Genomic DNA, 12,860 nt, shown 5'->3' on the forward strand with positions numbered 1-12,860 from the left:
ATCCCCCAAGCTTTACGATTCGCTTGAGAACGGCTGCGAAATTGGTAACATCCTCACCGAGATCACTTTTAACAGCGGCTTTTTAAAAATTCCTTTTCCAATCTGCTCGTTAGGAATGAAGCTATGCTGCTTAGAGTGCCAGTACAACGTCTCTGAGTTGATGCTATTCAACATTGAATACAGCGAAATTTAATCAACTAAGGGATGAAATCTTGGACCCTGAGCGACTTAAGGCATGGACCCCTATAGCGCTTTTACTACTTTTCGCATCCATACTTTCTGCGATAGCTACCTTTGGCAATGCATTCAAAGACGTTTTATCGTGGATCAATCAGGAAATCCAGAGGGATGAACCAGGCGAAAACATCCAATTACCTTATCCAGTAATTTCTGGCTACATAAACGGAAATGGCAACGCACAGGATGATATATTTGAAGATATATTAAATTATAGAGATAAAATAGTATTTGTCTCTGCAGCGATCGACTTATCAACTGGTGTGGGTGAGAACTACATGTACATGGAAACGTGCAACCCGTACCATCAGGAGAAGATGATAGACGAGACACATGTAACAGTAAGGACTAATGGTTATGCTGATTGGATTGGCCCCAGTTTTGACGACTATGAAATAAGATGTGGTACAGATAAAATTAAGATTACCTTGAAAAGCGCGTTATCAAGCGAAACAATGCCAGGTGTTGATATTAAGAACTTTTCGGGCGCCTTCAGAGTTCACATAAATTACGAAGGCCTGTCACAGACAGTTTTCTTGCAGGAAATTTATATATCCCCTCAAGAGGAAAGTCCCTTAAGGGATAGAGCAAGCAAAATATGGGAAAATATATTTGAAGTGAGTGGTCCCAGAAACTAATGTACTTAACAAGCTCCTTGGACCGTGTTGACAACGGGATGCGTGGGCGCGCTGACTGAGCCGCGACGGCAGCTGGGTCCAGCAGCGCAACACCTCGATCGCCACTCGGTCCGACCGTCTTGTGGGTCCAATCGGTAAATCGCAGCGGACGCAGCCTCACCTTCGTAACACAGTTCCAGATAATCTATTACGGAAACAGCTGCCTAACGGCGGTGCTGCATGGCGACACAATCACCCCTGCATCAATTGTTCAACAGCCTGGTCCAGGCGCATCTTCTTTCGCGACCAGTCTGGATCAGCTTGCTCGATCGTGATCCAGAAATCGGAACTGTGGTTATGATGCCTAAGATGCGCCAATTCATGAAGGATAACATAGTCGATGCACTCCTGCGGAGCCTTTATTAGATGCGGATTCAGAATGATTTCGCCTTGCGGCGTGCAACTGCCCCATCGTTTCTCCATTTCCTGCAGCCGGAAAGGTGGCCGTTTTATTACCCATGATAGCCTTTCCTCCCAGAAGGCCAGTCGACGATCAAAGTAGTTGCGCGCCTTCACTCGATACCACCCCCGGATATTGGCCCGTACGATGTCAGGATCGCCCGAGGCGCAAGTCACCTCCAGCCGATTTCCCCTTAGCCTAACTGGCCGCTTGCCTTCGGCATCCTTGATGACCTTGAGGACATATCGACGCCCCAGATACAGGATTTCTTCTCCGGATACGTAATCCTTCTCGCGAACATTGCGGAAGCGGTTGCGGGCGCACTCGACTTGAGAAAAGACCCAACGGGCGCGCTTCTGCACGGCCTTCTGGATATCAACCTGAACGGCACCTTCTGGCACGTCAACGATGACGCGTCCGTCCGGCTCCACATGGATCGCAATCTTCGCCCTGCGCTCAGCATCCGTTCGGATCGTGTACTCGACCCGTTGGTTGCCATAGCTGAGAAATGAAGGGGAGGTCATGCCATGTCCTTCGTCCTACCTGCCCGGACCACGGCCACAACCTGCTCGATTAGGGTCTTCGCTGCATCAAGGCCGCCGAGAAGATTGAAATATCGTGGAAGAAGCTTCTTGCGGATCTCACCTTCAATATTGCCTGGGCTGATCGAATGCGTTTGCACTGCGTTCTGCACCGTTTTGTCTATATGGAACGCCTCCTCTACGAGATGCTCCTCCGTAAGTTTAGCCCTACCGTCACTGGGCAAGGAGCGGAGCAACCCGAAATACGCTTGGGCTTTGGGCTGCCCTTCGAAGCGATCAGGGATGCCGGGGGTTCGGCGTCCGTCCACCTGCTCCTGGAGGTCCTTGAAGAGGGTGTACTGAAGGTTCGGGTGGTCGAACAGCGCTTCCGCCTGCTGAATGGCGTTGCGGAGAAGTTCAGAGAATACCTTCCGGGCATAGGGATCATCGATCAGATCCTGCTCGATGGTTTTACGAATGCGTGTCTTTATGAGGTCCGCTTCCGTACGAGTCTTTTCTTTCGACCAGTCTTCGAAACTGTCACTGCCTAGTTGGTGTAGCGGCAGCACACCCGGCGGGTCGATGACGTTTTTGCCGATGACTTGGGTATCAACCATCTTTCGGATCTGGCGTTCGTACTCAGAGTAATCGACCGTTTCCTGCGCGTCCCTTTGGGCTTGGGCACGAAGCTCAGTAAAGAACTTCAAGTCCCTCTTGTAGGTCCGGATCTGCGCCTCGTTGAACGCACCATCCTCGAAGAAGGCTCGTGACGAGAGGGCGAGCTGCAGGCACATGCCGAACTCGGTCAGGGCCTCGTAGAAATCCTCGCGGATTTTCTGATTATCATCGATCAGATGACCGGTGCCGTCGCCGCTCAGGCTTGGTGTCAGAAGCTGACGATACTGCTCCCAGTCCTGCTTGTTCTTGACGGGCTTGAAGATTGCCCAGAGCGTATCGTGAAGCGCCGGCAGGCGCTTGTACTCGGTCGCCATGTTGCTAACCGTGCCAGCCAGGTCTTCAACGTCGTAGCCCGCTTGAGTTTGCGCCGCGAGATCCTGGTAATCTTGGATCGATGTGTCGAGCTCGGCTAGGATGCCACGGTAGTCCACCAGCAAGCCGAATTTCTTTGCCTCATGCAGCCGGTTCACACGCGAGATGGCTTGCAGCAGGTTGTGGCTTTTCAGGTGCTTGTCGATGTAGAGAACCGCGTTCTTCGGCTCATCAAAGCCTGTCAGCAGCTTGTCGACCACGATCAGGATGTCCGGATCGCCGGCTGTGCCAAAATCCTCAATGATGCGATTCTCATAAGCCTTGGGGTCGTTGCCGACATTGGCTTTCCACCATGCCTGTACTTCAGGCGTCTTAGCTTCGTCCGTATCCTTATGCCCTTCACGGCTATCGGGCGCCGAGATAACCACTGCGCTTGTGACGAGATTGGTCGCATCTAGCGCAGCCTTGTAACGGATGGCCGACAATTTAGAGTCCGTTGCCAGTTGCCCCTTCAGGCCAAGCTCGAGCTTTTTGAAGTTCTCGCTGAAATGCTCCGCAATGTCCCAGGCAATCAGATCGATCCGATTGGCCGCACGGTAGATGCTGCCACGGGTGGAAAACTTCTTCTTCAGGTCCGACTTCTGGCTGTCGGTCAACGCCTTGGTGATCTTGTCGAACCACGCATCGATTGCCGCTTCGTTGATCTCAACGACCGGCTTGCGCTCCTCATAGACCAGTGGCGTCACCGCGCCATCCTCCACGGCGCGCTGCATCGTGTAAGCATGAAGGATCGGGCCGAACTTGTTGCGGGTCTTGTCCTCCTTCAACAGCGGCGTGCCGGTGAAGGCGATAAAAGCGGCATTAGGCAGCGCCTTGCGCATGCGCTCGTAGTTCTCACCCCCCTGGCTTCGGTGGCCTTCGTCCACCAGCACGATGAGCTGATCGGACGGGTTGTAGCACTCCGGCAGCTTGGTCGCCGAATTGAACTTCTGAAGCAAGGTGAAGATGATCCGCTCGTTCCCGTGGCCAATCCGATGCGCAAGGTCGCGCCCGGACTGCACCTTAGCTTTTTCCCCGTCTTTCTTTGCTGCGACTTCTGATCCGAATGCCCCGCCGGTCAGAAACGTTCCCGCAAGCTGCTTCTCCAGATCGACCCTATCCGTGACGATGATAATCCGTGCATTGGCAAGCTCGGGCTCGACCAGCAGCGCTTTAGTCAGAAACACCATAAGGTTCGACTTACCCGATCCGGTCGTGTGCCAGATCACCCCGCCTTCGCGGCTGCCACTTGGCTTTTTCTTCGCAACCCGCTCGATGATCGCCTTTGCGCCTTGCACCTGCTGATAACGCGCCGCGATCTTGCCCAACTTCTTGTCGAAGAAAGTGAACCGGCGCGTGAAATCGATCAGCCGGTCCGGCCGCAACAATCCTATGATCAGCCGGTCCTGCTCTGTCACCATGACATCGTTTGCGTGCAGGTGCATATAATTCGTCAGTGCATGGGCCGAGCGGTCGGCAAACAGCGATTGCTTCTGCGCATCGGTAAGCGGCTGGTTACAAAGTCCGCTCAACTCGGCGGCAGTAAGTTCCTCCTCCCGCCAGATAGACCAAAATTTCTTTGCTGTGCCCGTTGTTCCATAGCGTCCCTCTGAACCGGAAATCGACAGAAGCAACTGCGAGTAGGCGTAGAGATCCTGGATGCCCTCGCCCTGCTGATTGCGCAGATGCTGGCTGACGCCTTCGTCAATCATCGCCTTTGCGCGCGTCGTGGACACCGGACGTTTCGCTTCGATTACAGCCAAGGGGATGCCGTTCACGAAAACCACGATGTCCGGACGAAAGCTGCCAAGGCCTGCGGGGCGCTGTACGCTGAACTCTTCGGTGACGTGGAATACGTTTGCGCTAATATTGGCCCAATCGATCAGCGGAACCGTCTTGCTGGTTTTCTCGCCACCGACGAACTCGGTCACGGTGATGCCTTGCGTGATATGCGCCGTCATCGTCTTGTTCGCCGGGATCAGACCTTCGGTCAGGCCGGTCAAGGACAATGTGCGGATCACCTCGTCAATGCCACCTTCCGAAAGCAGATACTGCTTGCCACGATGATCAAATCGATAGCGTTTCAGCCGCTCGCGCAGGACAGTCTCCAGCAGCACCACCTGGTCCGAGCCCCGCAGCGCCAAGGCCTGCGGCGGACTGAGATATTCATATCCCATCCTCATCAGAACATGCAGCGCAGGGATCTTAGCTGCGGCTTCTTCGCGGGTGTCAGGCGTGCGGTTCAGGGTCATGGAATGGCTTTCGTGGCAAGAAGCGTTTGCAAATCGTTAGGACAAATCCTATATGTACATTGAGGATTGGGAATTACCCGGTCGGCGATAGGGTGTCGGGAAACTGGCGCCCTTTTGCTTTTTCCGTGTCATGGGAAGACCTTGATCTGCCCCATCTTGGTCAAAATTACGTCGAAAGCACGATTAGGCTGGTCCGGACGCAGTGTCTTGATCGCGATGGGGCGGGCGGTTAGGTCGGCCAGCTGCAGTCCGGTCGAGTTCACGGACTTCTTTGCAAAGATCGGCTCGAACTCCATCACCGAGAAGTCTCGGTTCACCCAACCCCAGTTGCCTTGGCCGCTAACGATGCGGCGGAAGGTCAATTCAAGCTCGGCGTCCTCGGCAGCACCGCGGCACTCGAAGACCACGTGCACGCGCTTTCCGGCTTCGCCCATCGACGTCAGGAACATCAGAAGCCGCTCAAGACAGAAGTGCACGGCCAACTCGTAGGGGTTGCGCGGCGTCGTGTATCTCTTAGTCAGCCTATCCTTGTCGATGACCGAGGCGATAATGGTGATCGGCGCATCGACCATCATCGTGTTCAGTTCCTCATAGAATGCCTCGCGTCGTGCGCGATCAGTCAGAAGCCACGTAAAATCGCCCTTCGACTTGCGTATCTCGTGCTCATGCAGAACGATGGCATCGTGGCCCCAGTACCTGAACTTGAGGCGCTGCATCGCAGGCACGACTTGGGCGGCGTAATTCTCCTTGCGCATGATGCAGAAGGACAGCGAGAAGACCGGAAACTGCGGATCGATGGAGGTGAGGCTATGATCGCCGCTTTCGTCTACGAAAACGATGTAATCCGAGAACGCAGCCATGCGTCAGACCTGCACACGGCGCTTGCCGGTCAGGAGCTGCTGCATCAGGGCTTTTTTCTCGGTACGAAGTTTTTCAACTTGGTCCTCAAGATCTTTAATTTCCATATCTGAGTCATTCAGCACATCCGCGATTTTCTTCTGTTCTTTAACAGAAGGTATGCAAGATGGCACATCGGCGAACTGCTTGAATTTTAGGTTCCATGTATCGGAAGTCAGCCCTTGAGAGTAGCGCCGAAATAGGTGAATTTTCTGCGGAAGCTTAAATAAATGCTTCGCGAACTCGGGCAGGATTTCAGGTCCGGAAATGACGATCGTGTAAGCAGGGCTGACGAGACCAGCCAGCGTAGAGAGCGCGGAAACGCCTTGCCACATCCGCATCGAATTATATCCAATGTCTCCGGGATGAATTTGTTTGTAACTAGACTTGTCCTCGCGCGACGTATCGCGCCGGTCTGTTTCTGACTGCGGGATCACCCCTCGACCACCTGTGATCGCTAGAAGCGGCAAACTGTCATCACCGCGGTCAGTGCGTTCTCGAAAGATGTCCCCCAATCGCACCGCGCGCCATTCCTGCCCCTCAAACTCGGGGAAGCGGCGTTTGCCGGTTAGGAGGGATTGCATAAGGGCGCGCTTCTGGGCGCGAGCAGTGACCAGCAGCGCCTCGGCCATCTCGATAGCCCGGTTCCAGGTCGACAGGACTTCCGCGATCTTTCGCTGCTCGGGGAGCGGCGGGACGGGAATATTAAAACTTCGGATGCGTTCTAAGGCAAGCTTCGGTTGAGCGTTTGAAGTCTTGTCATTCTCGATGCTTTTTTGAACCAGGGGCGATTGAAGAACGGCCAGTAGAAATTCTTTGTTAACGCAGATATTCGTCAGCTTGTCAGCATTTTCGGTCAGGTTTGCGCCATCCAGTTCTTGGGAAACACGACCGACCACACCAAGCGTTCCTGCTACAGAAATGAACAAGTCGTTGCTGGAAATAGTGTAACGGGAAATCGATGGAGCAATGTCTTCGGGAACATAGCGAATGTCAGAAGTATCGACGTAGCCGTCGCGCATGTCTGAAACGCGAATGTACGGGAAAGGTGTTTTTTTCGACGTAAGAAATCTACCTTTGGGAAGACGTTTGCCTCCTTTTACATCGCAAATTGATCCTAATGGTTTGATATCCCATCCCTCAGGCACCATAACCCAACTCCTGCAGATAGCTTTCCATCTGGTCTTCCAGATCGGCCATGTTTGCCTTCAGTCGGATGCGCTCGGCGCGTACGGCCATGAGATCGATCTCCTCCTCCGCCTCAAAGGTATCGACATAGCGGGGGATGTTCAGGTTGAAGTCATTCTCAACAATCTCGGCGCGGGTCGCGCGATAGGCGTACTTCTCGACCGTTTCACGGGCGAGGAAAGTGTCGATGATTTTAACCAACTGCGTCTCGGTCAGCGCGTTCTGGTTGGTACCGGGGTCATATTCACGGCTGGCATCGATGAACAGCACAGTGTCATCCGCCTTGCGCTTGCGGAACACGAGGATCGCCGCCGGAATGCCGGTGCCGAAGAACAGCTTTTCTGGCAGGCCGATCACCGCGTCGAGCAGGTTTTCCTCTATAAGCTTCTGGCGGATGGCGCCCTCGCTGGACCCGCGGAACAGTACACCATGCGGCACAACCACAGCCATGCGTCCGGTTCCGGGCTTCAGCGTTTCAATCATGTGCAGGATGAAAGCGTAATCGCCCTTGGTCTTGGGCGGCATGCCGCGCCGGAAGCGCGAGAACTTGTCCGTTTCGGCTGCCGCGACACCCCATTTTTCAAGGCTGAATGGTGGATTGGCCACAACCACATCAAAGTGTCGCAGCAGATCGTCTGCGATGCGCAGCTTCGGGTTGCGGATCGTGTCACCCCATTCGACCTGATGATTTTCTTCGCCGTGCAGGAACAGGTTCATCTTGGCCAGCGCCCAAGTTGAGCCGATAGCCTCCTGCCCGAACAGCGCGTAGCGTTTGGTCCCGCTGCGCTCGCGGATCAGCCGCCCACACTTCATCAAAAGCGAGGCTGAACCACAGGTCGGGTCGCAGATGTCATCGCCCTCTTGCGGATCAACGAGGCGTGCCATCAGTTCGGAAACCTCGGCGGGTGTATAGAACTCGCCCGCTTTCTTGCCCGCCGAAGCAGCGAAACGCGAGATGAGGTATTCATAGGCACCACCAATGATGTCGAGGGCGCCCACGCGTGAGGGTCGAAGATCAAGTGCAGGTTTGGCGAAATCTTCCAGCAGGTGGCGAAGAATGTCATTTTTCTGCTCCTCGTCACCTAGTTTGTTCGAATTGAAGCTGATGTCTTGGAAGACGTCCTTCAGCTTGCTGCCGTTGGCTTCTTCAATGGCGTGGAGCGCCTTATCAATGCGTGTGCCGTTTCCTGCCTCGAAGCGGTGAGCGTACAAGGCGTCGAAGGAAGCCGTCGCGGGAAGGAAAAAGGCTTCGTCCTGCATCAGCGCATCAACCAGCTCAGGCGCATCGGGATGCTCGGCAGTGTAACGGGCATGGTGATCCTTCCAAACGTCCGAGACGTATTTCAGAAACAGCATAGTCAGGACGTAATCTTTGTAGATCGAGGGATCGACAACACCGCGGAAGGTGTCGCAGGCGCCCCAGGCAGCTTTGTTAATTTCTTGTTGGGTAATCAGGCTCATCTGAATGCTCGTGCGATTTTTTAACTATGTCGCACGGGTCGCCTTGCAGAGACAATGGCATGGATCGACCAAAGGGTGTGTTCAGTAGGGCAGTCGGCCGCAAGAATAACGAGGGTTTTTTGTAAAGACTTGCAAGGGCAGGGGGCGGCAATGGCTAAAAAGAAGAGGAAGCGTCCGCTATGCGGGACAAAGCTGCCCCTCAGCGGACCGCCGCAAAAAACTGTCCAAGCTGGTAAGCAACCTTGGCCTGCCCCTATCGGGTGGTCCGGTTTCAGTCTTAGTGCATTACGGGTCTTGGCGCTACAGCTGGGGTGTCCGGCGAAGCGGCTCCGGATGGCGAAGCCGGCCACTGGATGGCCTTGGGAGCTGGCGGGCGATACCCCAGTGATGAGTGCGGGCGCTTGGTGTTGTAATGGCGGCGCCAGCTCTCGATGATAATCTTCGCCTCAGCGAGGCTGTAGAAGATCTCCCCGTTCAGCAGCTCGTCGCGGAGCTTGGAATTGAAGCTCTCACAGTAACCGTTCTCCCAGGGGGACCCCGGCTCGATGTAGGCGGTCTTCGCGCCGACGGCGACGATCCATTCCCGCACCGCCTTGGCGATGAACTCCGGGCCATTGTCGGACCGTATATGATCCGGCACACCGCGCAGGATGAAGAGATCGGACAAGACGTCGATGACGTCGGTCGATCGGAGCCTCCGGTCGACCCGGATTGCCAGGCACTCCCGGCTGAACTCGTCGATGAGATTGAGCATGCGGAACTTCCTTCCATCGTGGGTCCGGGCTTCGACGAAGTCGTAGGACCAGACATGGTTCGAACGCTCTGGCCGCAGACGGATGCATGACCCGTCGTTCAGCCAGAGCCGACCCTTCTTTGGTTGCTTTTGTGGCACCTTCAGCCCCTCCCGCCGCCGTCGGACGCATGCGTCCGACCCCTCGACCCGTTTCACGTTCACCGCCCAACCGGCCTCGCGCAGAAGGGCGTCGCCGGTGGTCGCTCGGACCAGTGGTGCAACCACCGGCAACTCCGGCGGTATCCGTAGCGCCCATATTGCGAGGCGAGCGCGATGATGTCGGCCGTCAGGACGTTTTCATCGGCCCGTCCGCTCGGCACTTTCCGCTGTGTCGAGCGATGCTGCCCGAGCACGCGACAGGCGAGCCGTTCCGAGATCCGGAACTTCTGCCTGACATGCTCGATGCAAGCACGGCGGCGGGCGGGGCTCAGAAGTTTCCCGATGCCGCTTCCCGAAGGATGAGCTTCTCGAGCGTCAGGTCAGAGACGGCCTTCCGGAGCCGCTCATTCTCCTTCTCCAGCTCCTTCAATCGCTTCACTTGGTCGGTTTTCAGCCCACCGAACTCCTTGCGCCACCGATAGTAGGTGAACTGCGTCACGCTGATCGACCGCACGGCTTCGGCCACCGACTGGCCTTGCGACACCAACACGTCAACCTGCCGGAGCTTGGCGACGATCTCCTCCGGCTTGTGCTTTTTCTGGGGCATTCCTGCATCCTCCAAATGGCTCAAAAGCCATACCTTAGGGAGGACCACTTTTCAGGGGGCAGACCACGTATCGAGACGACAAAAATAGAACCCATGTGATCAAAATACGCGTCAAAAATTTTATTGAAAAATTTCCAATTTTCGATTAAAAATGGTTGGCATATCGGGAGCTAGGGAAATGAAGATAGACGCTAACGACCCCCTATTTACCAATATAATATCTAGCGCTGCAACTAATGCTGTCATGGCATATCTACTATCAAGCGAATACGAAAAAAGAGAAATTTTAAAAAATATAGATACGACCAAGAATGCTCTTGAAAAAGATAATACCTTCCATTTTGTAGATCTTCCATCAAGTTTAACATTATTAATAAATACCCCCCTGCAAGATCGGCAGACGGCAAATAAGGAAATTTGTGAAGCCGTAGGAGCTGTCGTAGGTGCAGCAGTGGGAGCCGCCGTCGGTGGCGCAATAGCTGGAAGCTCTGGCGCGTTGGCCGGGGCTGGTATTGGGAACTCCCTAGGAAAAACGATTGGTGCTGCTGTGGGCGAGATCATGAAGGGAAAGCCAACAAACCCCCCATAAGCGACATCTCTGAGGCTACCCCGCCCGGCACTCAAACATGGAACATGGAACATGGAACAGAGAGATCGTATCTCGAAGCGCTACACGGGACATGCCTAGCCTTGGCCACCAGGTAACTAGCCAGCTGACTAGGCTCCAGACACATTGATTTTACGCCCTTTGCGTGATTCAGGCCGCCGCAAGGAGACCTGATCGATGAGCAATTTGTTCTGGCTGACCGAAGCGCAGATGGCGCGCCTTCGCCCGTTCTTTCCCAAGAGCCATGGCCGCCCACGCGTGGACGATCTGCGGGTTCTGAGCGGCATTATCTTCATCAACCGCAATGGCTTACGGTGGTGCGACGCACCGAGGGAATATGGACCAGCTAAGACGCTCTATAATCGCTGGAAGCGTTGGAGCGATAACGGGGTCTTTGCACGGATCATGGTCGGCCTGGCCGCAAAGGACACTGATCCCAAGACGATCATGATCGACGCGACGTATCTGAAGGCGCACCGCACGGCTTGCAGCCTGCGTGCGAAAAAGGGGGGCGCGGTCGCCAGATCGGTCGAACGAAAGGCGGCATGAACACAAAGCTGCACGCCGTCACCGATGCGAAAGGCAGACCGATCCGGTTCTTCATGTCGGCAGGGCAGGTCAGTGATTATACCGGCGCGGCGGCGCTTCTGGACAGCCTGCCGCAGGCCGACTGGTTTCTGGCAGACCGGGGCTATGACGCTGACTGGTTTCGAAAAGCATTGCAGGACAGAGGGATAAAAGCCTGCATCCCCGGCAGGACGTCGCGCAAGAAGACCGTGAAATACGACAAGCGCCGCTACAGAAGGCGCAATCGCATCGAGATCATGTTCGGTCGTCTGAAGGACTGGAGACGTGTCGCCACACGTTACGACAGGTGCCCAGAGACCTACCTCTCCGCAATCGCATTGACCGCAACCGTTCTGTTCTGGCTGTGATCAAGAACGAGTCCTGAACCTAAATAATGTAAGTGGAACACGGCGAGCCCTGATTGGTTAACACCTCAATGAGCCTGTCGGCACCCAGCCATTTTGCGTGCCGCAACCAGACAAGGGAGATCTCAGATGACCATCAACGATCCGAACCTCAGGGAGACTGATACGTCCGAACAGGGCAGCATCAGGGCCGAGGCCTCCGAACAGGCGTCGCGGTTGGCCGGAACGGTCAAGGACGAGGTCGCGCGCCGCGAGCAGAACCTGCGTTCCGGCGTTGCGCACCGTGCCGAGAGCGTGGCCGACGGCCTGCGCAAGGCCAGATCCGAGATCGATCCGGATTCGACCGTCGCACAGATGTTCGACCGTGCCGCCGACAGCGTCAGCGGACTGGCGGACAGCCTGAATTCGACGGACCCTGCACAGATGCTGGGTGATGTGCGTCGCTTTGCGCGTCGCCAGCCGGGCGCCTTTCTGGGTCTGTCGGCCTTGGCAGGCTTTGCTGCGGTCCGTTTTCTGCGGGCAGGGTCCGCCAGTTCGTCGGACATGACCAGGTCCGGTAGCTATGGCATGACCGGCACGACCCGGCCGACCGGCTCCGGTGATCGCGCAGCGGTCGCCCAAACGGGTGCTGCAAGCCCAGATTATCACACGGGCATGGGGGCCAAGCCTGTGTCTGGCACCGGCACCGGCGCAGCGTCATCCGGCAACCCTGGCCTCTCGGGCAGCCGCACGATCGGAGGTTCGTATGACTGATCCTGTCCGCTCCCAGAACCCCGCCACGCTTGCAACCGATGCACTGCGGCTGTCGGGGGATCTTGTCCGCAAGGAAATCGCTCTTGCCAAGGCAGAGATGCGCCGGAACCTCAGCCATGCCGGTGCCGGGCTGGGGATGATCGTGGCTGCCGCCGTCATCGGCATCGTCACGCTGAACGTGCTGACGGCGGCCTTGGTGGCCGCCTTGGCGGAAACCGATCTTGGCCCGATCTGGAGCGCGGTCATCGTCGGGGTTGTGCTTGCGATTCTGGCCTATGGGCTTTTGCGCAAGGGCATGGCCGACCTGAAACCCGAGAACCTGATGCCGACGCGTACGGTCGAGAACGTCCAGCGCGACGCGAACACGGTCAAGGAGGCCTATCATGACGCATGATGCAGACAACCCG

Annotated in this window: 10 protein-coding genes and 1 pseudogene; 5 read left to right on the plus strand and 6 right to left on the minus strand. The window is 55.8% G+C overall.

Annotated features, from left to right (window positions below; genetic code table 11):
- The first annotated feature begins 212 nt into the window (after positions 1-212).
- Positions 213-875 (plus strand): hypothetical protein, encoded by a 663-nt coding sequence (locus LZ686_RS16645; protein ID WP_349548499.1) that lies wholly within the window; start codon positions 213-215, stop codon positions 873-875.
- A 231-nt stretch (positions 876-1,106) separates the two neighbouring features.
- Here the strand turns inward: LZ686_RS16645 and LZ686_RS16650 are convergent, their stop codons facing one another.
- The 6 genes and pseudogenes from LZ686_RS16650 to LZ686_RS16675 form a co-directional block, all read right to left on the minus strand.
- On the minus strand, positions 1,107-1,838 hold the full coding sequence (locus LZ686_RS16650; protein WP_349548500.1) for a M48 family metallopeptidase: 732 nt from the start codon (positions 1,836-1,838) through the stop codon (positions 1,107-1,109).
- Positions 1,835-5,116 carry a type I restriction endonuclease subunit R gene (locus LZ686_RS16655; RefSeq protein ID WP_349548501.1) on the minus strand — a complete coding sequence of 1,094 codons (3,282 nt, stop codon included), beginning with the start codon at positions 5,114-5,116 and terminating at the stop codon, positions 1,835-1,837. Before LZ686_RS16655 ends, LZ686_RS16650 begins: the two co-directional genes overlap by 4 nt.
- Before the next feature lie 128 nt (positions 5,117-5,244).
- A complete protein-coding gene (locus LZ686_RS16660) occupies positions 5,245-5,976 on the minus strand; it encodes a DUF3800 domain-containing protein (RefSeq protein ID WP_349548502.1) in 732 nt (243 codons plus the stop codon).
- A gap of 3 nt (positions 5,977-5,979) precedes the next feature.
- Positions 5,980-7,164, minus strand: a complete 1,185-nt coding sequence (locus LZ686_RS16665) for a restriction endonuclease subunit S (protein ID WP_349548503.1) — start codon at positions 7,162-7,164, stop codon at positions 5,980-5,982.
- A complete protein-coding gene (locus LZ686_RS16670; RefSeq protein ID WP_349548504.1) occupies positions 7,154-8,662 on the minus strand; it encodes a type I restriction-modification system subunit M in 1,509 nt (502 codons plus the stop codon). Before LZ686_RS16670 ends, LZ686_RS16665 begins: the two co-directional genes overlap by 11 nt.
- A gap of 277 nt (positions 8,663-8,939) precedes the next feature.
- Positions 8,940-10,161, minus strand: a pseudogene (locus tag LZ686_RS16675) (IS3 family transposase).
- Between the two features lie 178 nt (positions 10,162-10,339).
- Between LZ686_RS16675 and LZ686_RS16680 the strand changes: the two are divergent.
- From LZ686_RS16680 to LZ686_RS16695, 4 genes are all read left to right on the plus strand, one after another.
- Entirely contained in the window at positions 10,340-10,750 is a 411-nt protein-coding gene (locus tag LZ686_RS16680; protein WP_349548505.1) for a hypothetical protein, read from the plus strand.
- A gap of 195 nt (positions 10,751-10,945) precedes the next feature.
- Positions 10,946-11,703 (plus strand): IS5 family transposase gene (locus LZ686_RS16685; protein WP_349548506.1). Its coding sequence is split into 2 segments (ribosomal slippage): positions 10,946-11,264 and positions 11,264-11,703, totalling 759 coding nucleotides; the frame shifts between segments, so codons are not numbered across the junction.
- Between the two features lie 126 nt (positions 11,704-11,829).
- A complete protein-coding gene (locus LZ686_RS16690; RefSeq protein ID WP_349548507.1) occupies positions 11,830-12,453 on the plus strand; it encodes a hypothetical protein in 624 nt (207 codons plus the stop codon).
- A complete protein-coding gene (locus LZ686_RS16695) occupies positions 12,446-12,847 on the plus strand; it encodes a phage holin family protein (protein ID WP_139599400.1) in 402 nt (133 codons plus the stop codon). Before LZ686_RS16690 ends, LZ686_RS16695 begins: the two co-directional genes overlap by 8 nt.
- Positions 12,848-12,860 lie beyond the last annotated feature (13 nt).

Source organism: Paracoccus sp. NFXS7, assembly GCF_040148865.1.
In the GTDB taxonomy this organism is placed as follows: Bacteria; Pseudomonadota; Alphaproteobacteria; order Rhodobacterales; family Rhodobacteraceae; genus Paracoccus; species Paracoccus marcusii.

Coding starts and splice junctions, on each gene's coding strand:
- LZ686_RS16660 (WP_349548502.1), bottom strand. CDS start 5,976: ATGGCTGCGTTCTCGGATTACATCGTTTTCGTAGACGAAAGCGGCGAT.
- LZ686_RS16695 (WP_139599400.1), top strand. CDS start 12,446: ATGACTGATCCTGTCCGCTCCCAGAACCCCGCCACGCTTGCAACCGAT.
- LZ686_RS16680 (WP_349548505.1), top strand. CDS start 10,340: ATGAAGATAGACGCTAACGACCCCCTATTTACCAATATAATATCTAGC.
- LZ686_RS16670 (WP_349548504.1), bottom strand. CDS start 8,662: ATGAGCCTGATTACCCAACAAGAAATTAACAAAGCTGCCTGGGGCGCC.
- LZ686_RS16690 (WP_349548507.1), top strand. CDS start 11,830: ATGACCATCAACGATCCGAACCTCAGGGAGACTGATACGTCCGAACAG.
- LZ686_RS16665 (WP_349548503.1), bottom strand. CDS start 7,164: ATGGTGCCTGAGGGATGGGATATCAAACCATTAGGATCAATTTGCGAT.
- LZ686_RS16655 (WP_349548501.1), bottom strand. CDS start 5,116: ATGACCCTGAACCGCACGCCTGACACCCGCGAAGAAGCCGCAGCTAAG.
- LZ686_RS16650 (WP_349548500.1), bottom strand. CDS start 1,838: ATGACCTCCCCTTCATTTCTCAGCTATGGCAACCAACGGGTCGAGTAC.